The 20,427-nt window shown below is 42.2% G+C and carries 11 protein-coding genes; 4 read left to right on the plus strand and 7 right to left on the minus strand.

Annotation, left to right across the window (positions count from 1 at the left end; translation table 11 throughout):
* Nucleotides 1-168: 168 nt before the first annotated feature.
* A complete protein-coding gene (locus tag AB4503_RS08715; RefSeq protein WP_017063622.1) occupies nt 169-1,206 on the minus strand; it encodes a polysaccharide lyase family 7 protein in 1,038 nt (345 codons plus the stop codon).
* A 538-nt stretch (nt 1,207-1,744) separates the two neighbouring features.
* On the opposite strand from AB4503_RS08715, the gene AB4503_RS08720 reads away from it, so the two are divergent.
* The gene (locus AB4503_RS08720) at nt 1,745-2,605 is read left to right on the plus strand and encodes an oligogalacturonate-specific porin KdgM family protein (protein WP_372114320.1); all 861 of its coding nucleotides are present in this window, start codon (nt 1,745-1,747) and stop codon (nt 2,603-2,605) included.
* A 184-nt stretch (nt 2,606-2,789) separates the two neighbouring features.
* Complete coding sequence (locus AB4503_RS08725) at nt 2,790-4,592, plus strand: hypothetical protein (RefSeq protein ID WP_372114322.1); 1,803 nt, start codon at nt 2,790-2,792, stop codon at nt 4,590-4,592.
* Between the two features lie 691 nt (nt 4,593-5,283).
* Here AB4503_RS08725 and AB4503_RS08730 read toward each other — a convergent pair.
* The 6 genes from AB4503_RS08730 to AB4503_RS08755 form a co-directional block, all read right to left on the minus strand.
* Nucleotides 5,284-6,852, minus strand: coding sequence for a polysaccharide lyase family 7 protein (locus AB4503_RS08730; RefSeq protein WP_102332120.1), 1,569 nt, complete (start codon nt 6,850-6,852; stop codon nt 5,284-5,286).
* Between the two features lie 421 nt (nt 6,853-7,273).
* Nucleotides 7,274-9,016, minus strand: coding sequence for a polysaccharide lyase family 7 protein (locus AB4503_RS08735; protein WP_372114323.1), 1,743 nt, complete (start codon nt 9,014-9,016; stop codon nt 7,274-7,276).
* A gap of 237 nt (nt 9,017-9,253) precedes the next feature.
* Complete coding sequence (locus tag AB4503_RS08740) at nt 9,254-11,125, minus strand: methyl-accepting chemotaxis protein (protein ID WP_372114441.1); 1,872 nt, start codon at nt 11,123-11,125, stop codon at nt 9,254-9,256.
* A 1,047-nt stretch (nt 11,126-12,172) separates the two neighbouring features.
* Entirely contained in the window at nt 12,173-13,054 is an 882-nt protein-coding gene (locus AB4503_RS08745; protein ID WP_004733521.1) for an NAD(P)-dependent oxidoreductase, read from the minus strand.
* A gap of 653 nt (nt 13,055-13,707) precedes the next feature.
* Nucleotides 13,708-15,786, minus strand: coding sequence for a DUF4962 domain-containing protein (locus AB4503_RS08750; RefSeq protein WP_017061476.1), 2,079 nt, complete (start codon nt 15,784-15,786; stop codon nt 13,708-13,710).
* Nucleotides 15,787-16,005: 219 nt separating this feature from the next.
* Nucleotides 16,006-17,784, minus strand: a complete 1,779-nt coding sequence (locus tag AB4503_RS08755; RefSeq protein ID WP_017061477.1) for a sodium:solute symporter family transporter — start codon at nt 17,782-17,784, stop codon at nt 16,006-16,008.
* Nucleotides 17,785-18,924: 1,140 nt separating this feature from the next.
* Between AB4503_RS08755 and AB4503_RS08760 the strand changes: the two genes are divergently transcribed.
* Together AB4503_RS08760 and AB4503_RS08765 are read left to right on the plus strand one after the other, a co-directional pair.
* Nucleotides 18,925-19,395: a hypothetical protein gene (locus AB4503_RS08760; protein WP_016785024.1), complete on the plus strand. Its 471-nt coding sequence runs from the start codon at nt 18,925-18,927 to the stop codon at nt 19,393-19,395.
* Between the two features lie 25 nt (nt 19,396-19,420).
* A complete protein-coding gene (locus AB4503_RS08765) occupies nt 19,421-20,347 on the plus strand; it encodes a tripartite tricarboxylate transporter substrate binding protein (protein WP_372114325.1) in 927 nt (308 codons plus the stop codon).
* Nucleotides 20,348-20,427: the final 80 nt, after the last annotated feature.

Genomic DNA, 20,427 nt, shown 5'->3' on the forward strand with positions numbered 1-20,427 from the left:
ATTCATTGGTAGGCTTCAGCACACCCTCATTGATACCAAGGTCACATTAATACCAAGGTCATCTTAAAACTCATATAAAACAAAAAGACCACTCAACATTCGGTTAAGTGGTCTTCGAAAATATTCCTTAAGGACTGCGTCTAGCTAGCCTATTGGTTATGCTATGTGCTATTTACCGTTCAACTTAAGCGCTGAGAAAGTCACACTGTTGTAATCGCCATTCTTTTTATCGATAGCGAAATCGCCAGTACCGCCACAACCAGGTCCCCATACAGGGTGAGAATCGCTCACGCTACATTGGCCGTATGCGCCCGCTTTGTAGTAAAAATCATCTTCAGCATAACCCGTTGGTGAATCAAGTTCATCGATGCCCTTACTCAGGTCGATTTCATACTTAACGGTATCGTGACGCTCGGTTTCAAACGTTAGGTACATCATGGTGCCTTTCACTTCCACTTTGTAACTAAACTCTTCACCAAGAGCAATACCCGCTTCACCCGGCTCTGCAGGGTTTTCCCACGTGTTACCCCACACTGGATAAGCGATATCGGCACGGTTAGGATCTTTTTTCTCTAGGTTACGTTCATAGTTCCAGAATACTGAACCCATTTCTTGGTCAGGAAACTTCTTATAGAAGATCTTTAGTGGTTCATTACCATGCCCATAACCGGTTCCAGCTTTGATTAGCTCATTATGTTTTTTAGCGTGAATCTGACCAACAACCACCGAGTGAGCTGGGTACTTTTCTGGGAACTTAGCGTTAACTGAGACGTGATTAACTTTTAATGTCGCTTCTAATGTTCCGCCAACAGCACTGTATTCACTAGCCGCTGGGTGACTCGACAGTGCCCACTGGTTTCCTTTATCAGCCGTATCGATAGAGAAATCTGCGCCTCTTGGCATTTGTCGTAATTCAGAACGCGCATTCTTCGAGTTTTTCGTCGTAATCGCTTGGTTCTGCACTTCAAATACAAGGTTGCCGTCTTTATCAAGATGGAAGAAATCACTATGTGAGTAGCTCATCATGGCTACTCCTTCTATTTCATCAACACGACCATCTTCATTAATATCTGAAGGTATGGTTATTTTCCAATTATGCATATCGAATTTATCGGCAGGTACGGGGTAAGAAACACCGTTATTTGCGAAAGTAACCATTGGTACAGTCGCTAATAGCGCCACTGCTAATATGTTTTTCTTAAACATGACTCATCCTTTATTGTTAACAGATACCGAGTACACACTCAGTACAGAAACCATTTTTGAACACGAATTAGTACTAAATATTTTCTCTTCGACTTAAATAAGCCAACCGATAAATAGAATTTACATTTAGCCATTTTGTAACTTTTATTAAACATCTGGCTATGGTTTATATTTATGCCTCTCAACATGCTCCCTATGTTTAAGCCACGATGGTTAAAATCATCATTATTAACATATAGAAACACTTAATATTTGTATTATTTTAACACATGCAAAAAAGTGAGTTTCTAAGGTTTGTGAATATGAGAAGTACGTCATGATTGATTTAATACACAAGCCCTAAATTGAGATATTCATAACATTTAGGTATATATTTGGGCCATTAGTCAGAACTTTTTGATAGATCTCACAGAAATCTGACTCAATAGTAAATACCATATTTGTCATACATTAATTTAATACCATGTAAGGTATTGGTTTGTGAGCCACGGGTACATTGGATGTATCCAGAATAAAAAAATAATAGTGAGACAAAGGTATGAATTCTGTTACAAAAATTTCTGCAGCTGTTGCATGTACTCTTTTAGCGGGCACAGCTACTGGTGCATCTCTTGATTATCGTTACGAGTATCGTGCTGCGACGGATTATACAAAAACAAATGGCGACACGGCTCACGTAGACGCTCGCCATCAACACCGAGTGAAGCTAGGTGAAAGCTTTAAACTGTCAGATAAGTGGAAGCACTCAACGGGCCTTGAAGTTAAATTCCATACTGACGATTCTTACTACGACGCAGATTCTGGCGAAGTTAAATCAGCAAACAGCCGAAGCTTCTATGATGGCAACTGGTATATTTACGGCATGGAAGTCGAGAATACAGCAACTTACAAGGTCGATAACAACTGGTATCTACAAGTAGGTATGCCAATCGCTTGGGACTGGGATGAGCCGAACTACAACGGCGGTGACTGGAAGATGAAAAAGGTCACTTACAAGCCTCAATTCCGTGTTGGCTATAAAGCAGACATGGGGCTAACAACTGCCATTCGTTACCGTCACGAGTATGCAGATTTCCGTAATCACACTCAATTTGGTGACAAAGATTCAGAGACTGGCGAGCGTTTAGAATCAGCACAGAAATCAAAAGTCACACTAACGGGTTCTTACAAAATTCAATCTCTACCTAAACTTGGCCTTTCTTACGAAGCTAACTATGTAAAATCGCTAGATAACGTACTTCTATATAATAGTGATGATTGGGAGTGGGACGCAGGTTTAAAAGTAAACTACAAGTTTGGTTCATGGAAACCTTTTGCAGAAATCTGGTCATCTGATATCAGCTCGTCTTCTAAAGATCGTGAAGCTAAATACCGCGTTGGTGTTGCTTACTCATTCTAAATAGTCAAATTAATTAAATTAGCCCTCTCCTCTCGTAAAAATTTGGGCTATTTAAATTACTTTATTTTAAAGAATAGGATGTTCTAATAAATATTAGCTTTATCCTAAAAATATTTAACGACTACTTATTATCTATTTCTTATGTGATTTACATATGGATTTAATATCATAAAGAGAATATTTTATGCAGATTTCTAAAGTCGCTACTGCTGTCGCCCTTTCGACAGGTTTATTATTTGGTTGTAACAGTGATGGTTTACCTATTCCGACGGATGGTTCTACCGATCCTGCAACACCTACCTCAGCATTATTAAATGGTTATTGGGAATTTTCTGATACTTCAGCATTCTCAGCAGCCTATTCATCATCGAGTAGTACTGATTTACCCAACGTATATCGCTTCTCAGCAGATGGTGAGACACTTTATTACTACACTGACAATTCAGCTGACACCACACTCGGTGAATACGAACGATTTGAAACCACTTATGAAGAGACAATTGAAGATGATACTTCAGGTCAAGTTGCGTTCACGCTATTCAATAATGATGGTTCAGTAAGCACAATAACCGTAGATGGTGATTACTCCGCAGCTGACGGTGGGCTTAGTATTGGCGGCAACATTCCTATTTCAGGTACCGACCACAGCGAAAATACTGAAGTTACGAGTTCTGCAGACACAGCAGATGAAGCTTCAGGCGTTAATAATGCCGCTCAAATTTTAGATACGTTAACCGATGATACTGGTGAGTTGAGACTGAAGATCTTAAATACGAGCTCTACGGTCGGCAAAACGATTTCTTCAGGTAAGTTAACTGTTGATCTAACCTACCAACTTAATCCAGATAGCACTCAAGTTGATGAAGGTCAGAACAACTCTTATATTTCGCTTTATTCAACCAATGATGAGAACGATAAAGTAAGCAACGCTTATCATCACGGTGACATAGCGATTGGTGACGGTATTATTCAATTCCGCGACGCTTCTGGTTCACTAACTGCGACTGGCGGTACCTTTGATGCAAACAGCACGTTTGATGCAACTGTCGAGGTGGTTTGGACGCCAACGTCACATACCTTTACCATCAATGGTGAAACCTATACTGGAGCGGTCTCATCAAATAGTTCAGGTGAAGTTCAAGTTATTGCCCTTCGTCTAGGTACAAACAGTGGCGTAACGCCATATGAACTGATTGCCGACAACCTAAAAGTATACTCACTTAATGAGTCTACTGGAGAGTATGTTGAAGAGTTCAAAGACACTTTCAATGACTACTCCGTTGGATATGACTTAAACAACAACCCGTATAACAGTAGCACTTCTGAAGCTACGGTTATTAGTTTGACTGGAGAGGCTCCTGTCGATCCAGATCCATCTGAGCCTACCGACAACCAAGTGGCCGCAATTACCGACCAAGATACAAGTGACACCGGAGAGTTGCGTTACAAGTTTGATTCAGGCATGACGACGGGTACACATAAAGTTTCGATGTACTATGGTGCTGCTGAAACTGAGTCTGCATATGTTTCTTTATTTGATTCAGCTAACTCTACCAGTTCATTAATCGGAGAATTCAAAATTGATGAAGGGAAGATCACACTCCGTGGTGAAAGCACTCAAGTCACGACATTCACTCCAGGTACATGGATTGACCTAGAGATGTCTTGGGACACATCAAGCTTGAGCGCTGCTGGTACTTACACCGTGAAAGTCAATGGTACAGAGTATGGTCCTTATACATCACAAAACACTAATCCAGGTGTGGAAGTCACTGCGACAGCCATTAAGTTCTCATCAAACAGTGGAACAGCGGATACGACTTTATACGTCGACGACTACAAGGTTTATTCCGATATAGCAGGCACGACTGAAATCTTTTCTGATGACTACGAGAACTACAGTATTGGCGCAGATTTAAGTGCATCACCATACAACTCAAGTACATTCTCTGCAGTTGTTGCTGAAGATCCTCTGAATGCTGAGTAGTCAGTTTAGTTAACTTAAAACTCTGTCAAAAATGCCGTCTTAGTGACGGCATTTTTATTTCCATTCAACTTCACTAAATCATTCATTTGGCAAAACTAACTCGCAAATAGCCCACTGACACTCTCCTTTAAGAGACTTGCCAATTCATGACAAATTCAAACCTCGAAAGCTCATCAATCGCCGCGTTGACTTCTCAATGTCATCAAGTATTTATGTTGCTTTGGTACATGTCACTTTTAACCAAGGCTAGAAATGGCTCTGTATAATCCTGTTGCAACTGCAAACTCCTCCCTACATCGAAACCAAGAAAACTAACCTGTTTACATAGGGTTAGGATTAATCACGTTCTAAAAACCAACCTTAAACACCTAGCCATGAGTGGTTGAGAATACTTCATGTGTAAATACAAGCTCGTACGAGCGACCTAAGCTTATCGTTCCCAGTATCATTGCATGTAACCGCTATTTACTAAGATAGGCACGTGAGGCGAATGGGAAGCTGTATTGAAGATTGAGCAAAGGATAGGGAGGCAAATTTAGAACTGAGCACCAAGGCCAACCACTAGCCCTCTACTTGATCTATTTAACGGCCTAATATTTCCTCTACCTAAACAGCAGGCACAAAAAAGCCTCCAAACCCTGAGGCTGGAGGCTATTGCGATAACTTAAATATTAAGTGTTATTCGATCAGATTACTTTTGGTATTGATCGTGCGATACGTCTAGCTGGTAGAAAGTCGCTTGTGAGTAATCGTCTAGGTCGCCGCTGATGTTTTGGTTGTAAACACCTGCTTTGAAGTACATGTACTTGCCGCCTACGTCGTAACCGCTGTTGCTCATATCAACCACTTGTACAACGTCGTCTTTGCCTTCACGCATTAACGTTACAGTCATCGTGTTGCCTTTAACGTCAATACGGTAGCTGAACACTTCGCCAAGTGCGATACCATCGTCACCCACTTCAGCCGTCATGTCGCCCACTAGAGGGTAGAAGTCCTCTTTAGTTGCATCTTGGCTTTCGTGTGCGAAGTAAACCGCACCCGTTGCTTGGTTTGGCAGTTTACGGTAGTACAAACGAATTGGTTCATCGTTTTGATCGTGAATCTGACCAATGATAAAGCGGCCTACTTCGTTCGCATTACCTGTTGTTGTTGCGTGATCGATTTTCAACGTTGCTTCTAAAACGCCATCAATACCAGCAGCAGCTTCTAAGTCAGACTCAGGTGCGCTTGAGAATACCCAGTTGTTCTTGTTAACACCTTTAGTGCTAATAGACTGGTCACCACGGCGCATCATTTCGCGAAGCTCTGTACGCGCATACTTAGTATTTTTAGAGGTACGAACACCTTTCACGTAAGACTTGAAGACTAGACCACCATCGTCAGCTGTGTAGAAGATCTCTGGGTGTTGGTAACCGTTTGCAAGGTTCCACTCAGAAACATCATCAGGCTTACCGTTTTTGTCATGGTCGAATGGTTGAGATAGGTACCAATGCGTCATATCAAAGTTTTCGCTTGGCGCGTTACCTGCAACTGGTGTCGCTGGCAGGCCTGTCGGAACTGGCAGTGCACTGCGTGTGTCACATTCAACTGAGGTCTCACAAGGGTAAACCGCTGCTACACCAAAGTTACCTGAACGAAGATCTTTGCGCGCATCTTTACGTGCTTTTTCCACTGCTTTCATTTCAGCGATCATTGCCGCTTCTGCAGCTACTACGTCTGAAGTAATGATATGGCTAGCGGGACAAGCGTTAATGTTACAGTTAACCGCAGCTAACCCTGTCACACTGTTCCAACCATTTTTGGTGTTACCGTGACCAACGTATCTTACGTAGCGCGCTTGCACTGCTGGCTCGAATTGGAAACGCTCTAGGCCGATCGCTTTACCTGAGCTCAGTTGGTTTTCAAGTACGGTTGTCCAGTTTTCGCCATCGACACTTACTTGAATATCAAATTTAGACTGGCGCTCGTTACCTTTGCTGAAAGATGCTTGAACCGCATCAAATTCTTGTACTGAACCATAGTCTAGTGTTGCCCACTCACCGTCACCCGCAGATGACCAACGTGTTGTTAGGTCTTGGTCAATGAGACGATCAGGTCCGTTACCATCATGGCTACTAGCGGCAACAGCAACTGGCGTCAGAAGCGCTTCACCAGTTTCTTTGTTATTTGGGAAATCAACAGTCGGTGTGCTCGTGCTCGCACAACCAACTGCAAGTAAAATAGAAGAAGCGAGTAAGGTTTTTAGAGTAATTTGTTTCATGTCTAATCCATTATTATAATACAAAGACAGCGTTCGTAAGTGAAAGATAAATTGGCAAACACGAGCTATAAGGCATTTTCTCTCTCAGTATTTGCGATAACACAAAAATATTACGTAATCTTATAATACAAATAAAACACTTCGTTGGATAAATGAGACTGGGAACACTTTTCGCTTTTTCCATACTTTAACTGGATCACACTTCCTATTGATAAAAGACAATATATAAGAATTGAGAATACGAAATGAGATAGCAAGGCCAGAACAAGCGAGCTGTAATCGTGTGTATTTTCAGGGTTCGGGCAAAATATTTGTCCTTCCAAACACATCACTGTAAGTGTCCAAAAACAAAAATGACCACATTGTAGGTATCAATATGGTCTTCCTCATTACCGACATGGCTCATCAAACATCAGAGAACTCAGTTATGCTCTGCTCTAAGAGAACTAAAGCTCACATCAAACACTTCACCCACATAGTCGCTATCAGGCTTAAACTGCGGATAGATGCCCGCTTTGAAATAGAAAGCGATGTCTGTCGATGTCCAATCTGATGTTAACGAAACCGTGTCCCCATCTTTATCTGTGTAATCTTGTCCCCAAGGGATTAAATGAGAAACGGTGTTGGTTCCATCTAAATCATGAGTCGCCAAGTAGATACCGTCTTGATTGGCACGAATCGTATATCGCCACTCTTCACTTGCCGAATAAGTCCCTAACTCGACACTGAACGGGTCACAATGATTACAGTCTTGGTTGTTGCGCTCAAAATCAGAGTTCAGTATCACTCTTACTGGCTTACTCTCGCCTTCCCATAATAGTTTCACCAATGCTTGATTGATCTTCCAACCATGGATTTGTCCAAGTACCACTTTTGGATCTTGATTGTTGATGTTCGGGTAATCTTCAATTCGCAAGCTTGCGGTTAACTCGTGACTGGTAGCGTTCGTTCTAGTGTCGTCCAAATACCAACTTGTATCTTCATCGCTGGTGCTACAATCCGGTTGAACACTGCTTTGATACAACTCCCTGAGCTCAGAGCGAATATAGCTAGAGTTTTGGGTAGAGGTGCCGTATCCCATATCCGCTCTAAAGTGCATTCTTCCTTCATCAGTATTGAAGTAAGAAAGATCAATATCACTGTCGTACACATCGCTGTCATTTGAAAGAAGATCTTTACTCAATTCACAACGTTCTGGTTCTAACTCAGCAGCACTGTCACCACCGCTTCCATACCAATCATTCTTACTCGGTGGAATAGTCAGCTTCCAATCATTAATGTCCCAATCGTTTGATCCATCGATTTGAGTCGTGGTGTATCTCAACGCCTGATAGTAAGCAATCGCTTCACCATTCTCAAATTGGTTATAGATACCCGCTTTGAAGTAGCTCAATAAATGCTGCCAGTAAGCGATGTCTTGATTCACTTTTACTTCATCATTCACTTTGAGCGACAGTGTGTTCTCATAAACAGAAAGATCAAATTTGGTAAAACTGTCCAATTCCGCCTCACCTAAATCGTAGCGATTGTATGACGTGGCATAACAATCCGAAGAGTCAGCAGCGCTGCTACAATCAATGGCATTGTTTTTCATGACTGCCCAGTAGTGACCTGTGAGGCCATCTCGTTCTTGCTCCCAAACCACACGCAATAGCGGATGAGGGATATAACCCGTACCACTCTCATCAGTCCCCTTATTGTGTATCTGCAGCAACGTCACTTCATCATGGTCGGCAGGTGAACTCGCCATTGCATGCTCGATATCAGGTAAGCTTATTTCCGCATACAAGCTTCGTCTTACACCCGTTTCATTGATATCGAAGTTTTCTCCCTCACGAACTTCAGAGCGCATCTTGTAGTTCGTCATTTTGAAGATAAGATTTTCCGTCTCTTCATCAGCATAAAAATAATCACTGACATAACCATCGAAGTTACCATCTTTGACTTCAGAGGTTTTATTGCCCTCCTCTCCATTAGGATCAGAGACCTGAAGATCTGAGCTGGAAAGGATGTTTTGATACTTGGTAATATCATAGGGAGCAACAACACCAGCGGGCATTCCTGGGTTATTGGTATCGGAAGGATCACTGCTGTCACTGGAGCTGCTTCCACCGCAGCCATACGTAAGCGAAGCGAGTACTACGACGAAGATTGGCTTATTCACATTTATCTCACTTATCCATAAGAATAGAGTGACAATGTATATTTGTACTATTTTATGTCAATTATATATTTATCAGAATGTGAGATGCGGCAAATGAAGTGGGATGAATGAGTATTGCGTAGAGTTAGACTCAAGAAAAACGCAGAAAGGCCACTCTAAACTCGCAAGCTATTGAGTGGCTCTCAGATCAACAACTAAACTTAGTATGTTGATTTTTAAATATAAATATTAGAAAAGTTAAACCTTAAAGCTGCTCATCAAGTCACTAACGCTGCCGTTAAGTGTTTTGATTTCTGCTGATTCAATCAACTGATCTTGGCTTAGCTTATTAAGCTCCTCAACAAAGCTTTCAATCTTATGCATGTTCTTAGCAATGCTCTGAATAAGGGCGTTCTGCTCAACAGACGAACCCGAAATATCGTTATTAAAACGACTTACCGTTTCCATCTGTTCCGTTAGCTTGGCCAACATATTTACCGCTTGAACCACTTGGGCACGCGTCATTTCACAGTTACTTTTGGTCAACTCAATCGATTTAACCAAACCATCTGATTTAGACTGCAAGCCAGACAGCGCTTCATCAATTTCAGAAGTACTGATTTGAGTTCGGTTGGCTAACGCACGGACTTCATCAGCAACCACCGCGAAACCTCGGCCATGCTCACCCGCTCTCGCCGCTTCAATTGACGCATTCAATGCCAGCAAATTAGTTTGTTCCGCAATTCCTCCAATCACAGACACGATAGACTGGATGCTCTGCGTTTCATTCGCCATTGAGCGAATATCATCAGAGGTGGTGCAGACTTGCTTCTCAAGATCACTGATATAGGTTTCCGTCACGGTGTTAATTTGTTTCGTCTCATCACTGAACACAGCGGCCTCTCTTGCTGCTTCTGCCGCCGACTGAGAACTCTTCTCGACTTCGTTTGATGCTTCAGATAAGCCGTTAATTGCAGAGACCACTTGAACCGTTTCATCAGTGTGAACTTTCAGTACATCGCTGGTTTCTTTACAACCTTCACGAATACTCAGTACCTTAGTATCGAGATCCGAGTTCTTAAATTTGACGTCCTTAACCATCTCTTGCAGACCAATGATGAACAAGTTGATGTCTTTGGCGATATGCCCTAAGTCATCATTCCCCTTCTCAACAAGCCTTTGAGTCAGGTCTCCGTTACCTTGAGATAGATCGTGGACGATTTTTCTCAGTGACACGATTGGGCGGTAGAAGCGATTCAGCAGTAAAATCATCAATATCACCGAGCCAAGCACACATGCCACGATAAGGATACGCGCACTCGACATCACGCCATTCAACTGATCGAGCGCAAGTTCAGGATCAATACTAGAAATCATGTACCACTCTTTCTGGCTGCCAATATCGACCTTCTTAGCCATCAAGATTCGCTGATTACCATCAATCATACCTTCAATGAATTGGTCAGGTAGTTCAATAGCTTCATTGAGTTTCATTAAGGCGTCAGCAGAAGATATATTGCTCTGTGGAAGCACGTTTTCTATTGTGGATGCAATTACCATCCCTCTCTCATCCACGATGATACCTTTGGCTTCGTAGATGCTATCTAGCTGTTTGAGCTGAGTTTCCAAATCATCAAATCGAATGTCTGCCATGATGACGCGATCTTGATAGGTGTAAGTCACACCAATCATAGGTACTTGAGTACTCTTGGTGAAAAACAGATCACTAAAAGATAAACCTGATTTCAATTTCGCTTGTTGATACCAAGGACGAGTCGTTGGGTTGTATTTTTCTTTGATTCCAACACCGCTTGGGAAAGACTCTGAAGGACGAGAAGTGTAAGAACGACCATCATCAAAACCCACTACAATCTTGTCAATACCACCGAGCTTAGCGGCAAAATGCATCAGCGCTTCGTTTGGTACTTGGTATGGGGATTTCATGAACTCTTGTGCAACGGAATTGACCGTATCGATGGTGCGCTGGACGGTGCTTTCAATCTGATTAATTTCTATCGTTAACGAGTGATCAATCTCGTTATAAATCGTTTGGTTTACTTGATCAGTCGCCAAGTTAAGCGTGAACCAGTTCGTAAATGCCAAGGCACTGGAACTGACGATCGCCACCATTAAAATCAATTTTCCTTTAAACCCTAGAGACAATTTTGAATTCATAATCCATATCAACCTATGTCTATTATTTTTATCCGAATGAAATGGTCATTTTTTAGATATTCGAAGATACGGGAAGCAAAACTTGTTCATGCCGTTCCATCGTCACAACCATCAATTTAATTAATATTGTATGTTTAATTTACCGCACTTTCTGTGAGCAATCTTGACATATCAAAACTGGTTAAAATCACCCTGTGACATAGGTATCATTTATGAGTTTGAACTTTTAACATGATTAGAAAGGAATAATTAACCAATTAAAAATGATCAACTTTCAGATGATTACCTCACAACTTCGCCGATAATGCCTCCACTCAAATTATTCATATCACTTTCGGTCACCTGACTAGAAAAGTGAGCCTTAGGTCACATTTTCACTAACCAACCATTCACTCAAGGCATTCAATCTTAAAATTTATTTGTAATACAATAAGCCTTAAGTTATGGTGTATTTGAATCATAACTTAAGTTCTTTCTGGATGCTTTTGTTCAGTTCAAAGTGATAATTGAAGCAGCCGCTTTAAGGTCATTGAACTCGTTTAACGTAGAAACTGTCGGGGGATCTCGTTATTCGTTTTTTCACTTTCTATTGATCATTTGTTTTTCCAGACGGCTCGTCCGAACATGCCCATACAGTCACCAGCTGTGTGGGTTTTTTTTACTTTCTTTTCAGACCCGATATACGAGCGGTGTTAAGCCATCGCCAACAATCAGTTAAGTGCACTGGTTTAAGCTTGCGAGGAAAAGTGAGTGAGTTGGTGCTAGAAGGCTTTGAATTTACAAATAGATATAGATATAGATATAGATATAGATATAGAAACAAAAATAGGAATTGAGGCAGTAACAAAGTTGAACAGAGTTTTGAGTAGGTGTAGCTGAGGAAGTAGAAGTAGAAGAGTTTAACGAGGGAACAAAGGGTTGGGTATGGCAGATAAAAACGAACCTCGCTGAGGTATCGCCGCCTAAAAAGACAGGCAATACCCTAGCGAGGTCGTACGTCGATTACTTCTCTAGTTTAGCGAAGTAGTCGAAGATTACTGGTACGTCATTGTTACCCATTCCTGCGTCAACAGCAGCTTGTAGGCTAGTTGCAGTACCTTGAGCAATTAGAGACTCAGTACCTAGCTCTTCACAAAGAGCAAGGAAGTAACCAAGATCTTTGTTAGCGTTAGCAACAGAGAAACCTAGCTTCTCTTCGCCGTCTACTGCGTAGAACTTACAGAATTGCATGAATGGTGAGTTAGATGGACCTGCAGACATGATGTCAAACAGTTGTTGGCCATCAACACCAGCGCGTTGAGCAACAGCGAAAGCTTGAGACATAGTCGCAACAGTCGTCATACCCATGAAGTTGTTTACAAGCTTAGTAACGTGACCAGAACCTAGAGCACCTAGGTGGAATACGTTTTCGCCTTGCTCTTCAAGAACAGGTTTAACTTTGTTGAAAGTTTCCATGTCGCCAGCAGCCATGATGTTCAGAAGACCATCTTTAGCGTGTGCCGGAGTACGGCCTAGAGGTGCGTCGATCATGCCCGCGCCTTTTTCAGCTAGAGCTGCGCCGATTTTCTTAGTAGAAGCAGGGATAGAAGTACCGAAGTCTACTAATACTGCACCTTCTTTGATGCCAGCTAGAACGCCGTCTTCGCCGTAAACGATTTTTTCAACAACAGCAGAAGTTGTAAGACAAAACTGAACGATATCACTTGCAGCCGCTAGTTCTTTAGCAGAAGTGAATGCAGTTGCGTTGCCGCGATCTGTAACGCGAGCAACAGCTTCAGCGCTTAGATCCATTACGTTTACGTGGTAGCCGCGCTTTTGCAGGTTTTCAACCATGTTGCCGCCCATAAGACCTAGGCCAATGAAACCGATTACAGGTTTAGTCATGTTCAAACTCCAAATATAGTATTGTATGATTATATGCTCATTATAATAACTACGTCTTTCTCGTTACGCAATAGTTTTAGGGTAATCCTTCAATGCTTAGACGCAAGTTGTGACGAGGGTTCACTTTACGAGAAAATATGGGGCACGCTTTGTACTTACAGGAACTATTTGCCAGTTTAAAAACCGTCTATTGATGAAATAACATACGTTAAATGTCATACGATTAGTAAGCACAAGCTACGCCTTTACCTATGTATAGTTCACGACTCCCCTACTCAGCCAGTGATTAGACTGTTCACGCAGAAGTAAGTCATATCAGTTTTTACGAAAAAGGGGTTGGCGCCCTATTCTTTTAACAGAACGATAAATATAGGTCTCGTATACTACTCCTGCACCTTTCATTAAGCATAGTGGCTAAGTACATACACAGTCTTTGTGTATATCAACTTCTAGGTTTAGCCCTCGATCTACTGACTTGGCATCGAGAAGCGATTGATTTCTCAGCCAATTAGTTTCGTTTCAACCTGATGGGGTTCCCAACTTTGCCAACTAATACAATTTAACTGAGTATCCAACTTGCTAGCTAACAAAACAAAAAAACTCCGAGCTTTCACTCGGAGTTTTTAATATCTAGCTTCTGTTGCTTCAGCGAATTACAGTTCGATTGAAACCGTTTCACCGTCAACATTTAGCATTAGCGTGTTACCTTCAAGCTTGTGAGACACTTCAACTTGCTCGCCTTCGTTCTTATTAGGAACAAGAAGGGTCAGGATGTTGTGCTCTTTCGATGGCTTGAATTCCACTTCAACGTGACGGTGGATTTCAAGATCTTTGAACTCGTATGGGTCAACTTCGCCAAAACCTTCAACATTCTTAACTGACGTGATGTTATCAGCAGACTCGTTGATGAAGTTTACGTCTAGGTGCGCAACTTCGCCACGGATAGTGAAAGACTTGTCTGCCACGTCGTTTGCGAAAGTTGTATGCATTAGCCAAGTCATGTCTTTCTCTTCAGAAAGCGTTGCCTTGTCTTGCATTACGAATACTTTACCTTGAACAAACCAAACCTTACGCTTGTAAGATTCAATTTCAGGAACGAAGTACTTGTAAGACGCTGTCGCATCACCTTCAACCATCTTCACATCAGATTCAGTGTCGAAATCAGAGATGTTGCCGCCCGCTTCGATACAGAAGCGATCTTGATGGTTTTCGTAGCCTGTATTCTTGTTCTCGCCATACTGACCTTTACCGCCAAATAGTGGAAGGTTCTTAGAGAACGTTTGACGACGCCATTTCGTGTGCATATCAACACCGAAACCACCGTAGTAGCCAGTGATTGACGCTAGCGTTTCACCGAATGCATGCAACGTGAATGCGTTTTGGTCACCGTGAGAGTGGCTGATTGAGCCAAACGGAGAACATTTGAATACCATGTGAATATGGTTATCACGCTCAGTCATCTTGTTGTGGAATGCAGCCCAACCCGTGATTGGGAATACTTTCAACAGTGGGTCATTCGATGGTGCTTTCTCTTCAGGTGCATCCCAAAGGAAGTTAAAGCGAAGATCATCGTAACCGAAGTCCCACCAACCGAAGTTGTAGAATTTGGTGTGTGCTTCAGTATCACGGCCTTTCAGTTGGTTGTAGTACCAGACATACTCAGGCTTCTGGTTAACACCTGCGTAATGCTTGATGTTGTAAGCCAGTTTTAGACCTGGGAAATCACCGATTGAAGACTGGTCACAGAAGCTCGCGCGCTTAGAGTGAACAGGCATGCAGTAAAGCGGGAAATCACCTGTGTTTTCGTAGAATGTTTTGTTGAACATGTCTACGCCACAGTATGCTTTCAATAGGTCGAATGCTTCGCCTAGGAATGCAGTTTGCGTGTTCCAGTAGTCAGGACCTTCAGCCCAACCGCCGTCTACACCGCCCCATGGTGGGTAGTGTACTGCGTAGTATTCTAGTGCGTATGCAATGTACTCGCCTGCTTTCGGGTGATCGTGGTAAAGCGCGATACACGTTGGGATGATAGCAGAAGAGATAGAACGAACACCGTGGCTGTTCAGTGGGTTGTTCAATAGATCAACCGTCACTTTCAGGTGGTGCATGATTTCGTCTAGACGCTCAATCAAAGCATCTTGAACTTGCTGACGTTCTTCATCTGTGAAGTAGCCGTGTAGCCAGTCGTAACCCCAAGCCATAGCCGCGATAACACGGAAAGCCGCTTCATCGTTATAGCCACGAGAAGTCACGCCTTCTGGATCGTACGTAGACAGTTTTAGAGTCCAAGCTTTTGCTTTAGCAATTAGCGCTTCGTCTTCTTTCACAACACCAGCAATTGCTAGGTTACGTGTCGCGTTTAGTGCCATTTGGCAATCAACGTACATTTGACGCCAGTAAGGACGCCATAGAGAAGCTTTGCCTACCGTGTCAGCTGGGTACGCTTGAGGCTCTTCGAAAGGAGCAGTCTCAAGGAACTTAACTGTCGAGTTATTGTAGAAATCATCAAACATGCAGTGAGCTTCATCAGCTTTCACTTTCGCTTTGAATTCTTCTAACTGATCTGCTTGAACAAGAAGACGTGGACGTGCTTCGCTCAAGTTGTCTAGGAATGATAGGTCGAAGTCACGTTTCTGTACTTCGATAGGGAGTAGGTCTACAAGATTACCTGCTGAAGTATCATTCTCCAGCTTCATCTTCCTGATTGCATCAAGAGATTTTTGGTCGCTCATTCTAACTCACTTATTTTTCAAGTTGATTGAAGGAATTAGCAATAATATACGTCTTATTGTAGGACAATTAAATCTATTTCGGTTCGATTGAACCATTTTGTACAGTTTTCGTGATTTAGGTCAGATATCTTCCACCTGACCGTTTTTCCGTTTCGCAGAGCAAAAAAAATGCGACGCCCTTTCGAGTCGTCGCATTCTATTATAATCGTTTTCTATGTATTAGCTTTCAGTTACTGCTTTCGCTTGCTTGCCGCCGTCATCGACCGCTTTAACCAATAGCACACCAACACCACCAACAATCACACCACAAAGTATGAAGACTAGACGTCCCCACATTGGGTTAGTGAGTAGAGCCATTAGCATGATACCGACACCCGCTACCGCAATCAGTTTACCAAGCATTTCACGCTGTTTGTTATCCAGTACTTTCTGTTCTGCTGACTCCGCAACTAATGGAGTAGACAGGTTACCGAAGAACTTATCAACGTCTGCTTGACGCTTCTCAGTTAATGGCTTGTAGAACAGAGTTGATAGGATGAAGAAACCACCTGTCAGCGTAATGTGAGCTATCAGACCGATAGCAACCTTAACATCAGACCATTCACGGCTTGTTAGCTCTTCTAGACCGAAGATTGAAGACACCATTTCAGCGTTAACAACGAAACCCACGTAGTAAGAAACAAAACCACCAACCACTAGCGTACCCCAACCAGCCCAGTCCGGAGTCTTCTTAATAAAGAAGCCAAGGAATGCAGGAATTGTCATTGGGAAGCCGATCAGTGCGCCTACATACATCATGGTATCGAACAGGCTCAAACCTTTAAGCGAGTTGATGAACTGTGCAATAAGGATGATAGCAATACCAAACACGGCAGAAGTAATCTTAGAAACCGTTACTAGTTCTTTTTCGCTAGCCGTACCTTTACGAACGATTGGTTCATAGAAGTTCTTAACAAAGATACCCGAGTTACGGTTTAGACCAGAATCCATTGAAGACATTGTCGCTGCAAACATCGCCGCAACTAGAAGGCCAACCATACCTGCTGGCATGTACTCTTGTACGAAGTATAGGTAGGCAAAGTCACCCGCTTTCTTACCTGCTTCTGGGTAAGCTGCTGCTAGGTCGACACCTTGACCTGCAATGTACCAAGAAGGCATGAACCAGATAAATACACCACAAAGCATTAGCACACACGCTAGTAGCGCTGCTTTCTTCGCGTTCTTTGAGTCTTTAGCCGCTAGGTAACGGTAAGAGTTAAGCATGTTGTTAGTAATAGAGAACTGCTTCACGAAGATGAAGAATGCCCAAATGCTGAAGATGCTTAAGTAGTTAATGTTGTTACCAGAAAGGAAAGAACCGCCTTCCGCTACAGGGAAGTTATTCACGATTTCACCAACACCGCCACCTTGAACAACAGCAACAACAGCACATGTCACGGTTACTGCCATGATGATAACCATCTGCATAAAGTCAGATGCAATTACCGCCCATGAACCACCCGTTACAGACATTGCCAATACAACCAAACCGGTAATCCAGATAGTTGCTGTCATGTCGAAACCGAAGATACCAGAAGCGATGATTGCTAGTGCGTTTAACCATACACCGGCAGAAACAACACTGTTTGGCATTGAAGACCAAGTGAACACTTGTTCGTTAGTCGCACCGAAACGCATACGAATTGCTTCGATTACCGTTACTACACGTAGTTGACGGAACTTTGGAGCAAAATATGCGAAGTTCATGAAGTAACCAAATGCGTTGGCTACGAAGATGACCGCTACTGCAAAACCATCGTTATACGCTTTACCTGCCGCACCGGTGAATGTCCATGCACTAAACTGGGTCATAAAGGCGGTTGCACCAACCATCCACCACAACATGTTACCGCCCCCGCGGAAGTAGTCACTGGTGGTACTTGTAAATGTTCTAAACATCCAACCTATCGCAATCAAGAATAGGAAATAAATGCCGACAATAATCGTGTTGAGTTCCATCGTGTATCCTTTGTCCGTTGTATTTTGTTACGAGGACTATAGGAAATCTCAAACTTTATTTGTAGTACAATAATCCAAATAAGTGATGGCGATCTTATTTTGATTGATTAAGTTAATTATATATATGACATAGGATGGAATATGGCCAATCCATTAAGGAAATTACTGGTGTTTGAGATAAAAACTCAAAAAACCAAGACCAAAGAACATCACACCCATTAAAATCAAAGACTTATAAAAAAGCGAGACTTTGCACACTTATTAACAAATACAACCAAACACATATAAATATAAAATTCTCAAAAATAATAAAAGCCAAATCAGAGCTGAATCACCCTCATTTATCACACAATAAACCAGTGTTTTATATCAATTGAGAGTAGCTAATTCTATTAGAATTCTACGTAAGTTACTCAATATAGAAGCCACATATCTTGTTGAGATGATGATGGATTCAAAAGATAAAAAATGAAAAATCATGGATGGTGCATAATTATTTGAGGAGAGATCGAGTGTCTAAAACACAAATCTCGCCGCAATATTCTCTTAATTACGATGGTAAAAAGAACTACCGCTAAACGTATACAAGAAAAATTGCCTTAAGAAAGAGTTAATCGGGAGTGAACCAAAACCGTGCTACACATGGTGCAACACACTTCTTAAAAACAAAAAAAGCATTCACTTGGTATACCTTTTTGACTGGTTTTGATGAACCTATAAATGGTTCATCGGGACGTTTAAGTGGTTCACATAATAGTTGAAACACGCGTTTAGCTTAACGGTGGTTAGCGTCTTGCAGGTGAGCCGCTGACATGTTCGCATATAACTCGTTGTGTTATAGGACGCTCGATTATCAAGCCAAAATTTTCTCCCATATGAATTAACAGAACGGCGAGCATATGGTGGTGAGTTTATATCTAGGAAATCAGCCAAAATAAAACTGGATCTGTGTCCATTTACACCCAGCTCAAAAAAAGACCAGAATCACACTATTTCCGAAACAATATGGTTAAAACAAGATCGAAGTCTAGTTAGAAGACTTTCACTTGTGATCGCTCCCCGCTTCCAAGTCATCGTTAATTGAAGAATTATTGTCATACAATATTCTATATTCATCTACCAAACGTAAGGACATGTGGAATGCGATCAATGAAAGATATCACTCAAGACGCTATCGATATCGTTAAACCCTCTATCGACAAGCTGTTTGAAAGAACGAATAGAAAAGAACTGCATATTGTCGTTATGAATCCACACCTCAAGCCTTGGGAAGCCTCTTTTGAAGACGCCATTCTATATGAAGAGTCGTTAGGAGCTCCTGACAACTGGACAATCAAGTTTGATCACCTTGCCCGTAAGAAAGCACAACAAGCGTGGCGAGAATCGACAAGCAATCTAACACTGCACTCCCAACACCCATCTTCACTACGTGACGAAGACTTACTGTTTTATGGTTCGTTTGTTTACGGAAACGTGGTTGTTGCCTGCAGTGGTGTACAACAATGGTATGACATGCTGATCAGTGGCTGGATAGCGGTAGCTATTGAACAGTTAGCAATGCACGAATACCAAACAGAAAAAGCAGAAAACCCTACAAAAACATATCGCTAATAATTAGAAACAGAAGGTACTTATTATGAGTAAACTATTAAAATCCATTATGCTAGCAGCCGGTATACTTGTTTCTGCAACGTCAATTGCAGCTGACTATCCAAGCAAAAACATTCGCTTAGTTGTGCCATTTGGCGCGGGCGGCGGCACCGATGCCGTTGGTCGTACTCTTGCAAATAGCGCGAAAGACATTCTTGGGCAAAATATTTCAATCATGAACCGTACTGGTGGCGCAGGCGCAGTTGGGATGAGCTTTGGTGCTCAGCAGCGTGCGGATGGTTACACATTAACAGTAGTAACACGTGAAATCGCTTCACTTCCTCAAATGGGTTTGATGCGTCATACCGCTGACGACTTTAAACTCATTCGTTTAGTTAACTTAGATCCTGCGGTCGTATTGGTTGCAGCAGATAGCCCATACAACACGATTAACGACCTGATTAAGGAAGCCAAAGAAAAACCAGGCAGCGTAAAATTCGCTTCAACCGCTGCGCCAAACTTCTACCTAATGTCTCTTGAAAAAGATCAAGGCATTAAATTAAACGCTATCCCTTACAACGGTGCATCAGAAGCAATTCCTGCTGTACTAGGCCATCACACAGACGTCACTATGGTTACTCCTGGTGAAGCTATCGCTCAACTTCGTTCAGGCCAACTAAAAGCATTAGGTGTCATGTCTGAAGAACGTATTCAGTACATTCCAGATGTTCCTACTTTGAAAGAGCAAGGCATTGATGTAGTAACAGGTACATGGCGCGGTATTGGTGCTCCAAAAGATACACCTGATGCAGTAATCGAGAAGTTGGGGGCTGCATTTGATGAAGCAATGGCAAGTGAAGAGTTCAAAACTTTCATGGCGAAAGGTGCAATGACGATTCACAATCTTGATGACAAAGCCTTCACTGAGTTTGTTGCAGAAGATACAAAATCATTGACTCTATTAATTCAATAACCTTTGTTCAGAGGCACAGCTTTTATCAGTTGTGCCTCTGTTACTAGTTTGTACCTTTCCCTTGCTTTACTTTTTAGGGG

It is taken from the genome of Vibrio sp. 10N.222.55.B11 (genome assembly GCF_041473705.1).
Lineage (GTDB): Bacteria > Pseudomonadota > Gammaproteobacteria > Enterobacterales > Vibrionaceae > Vibrio > Vibrio crassostreae_C.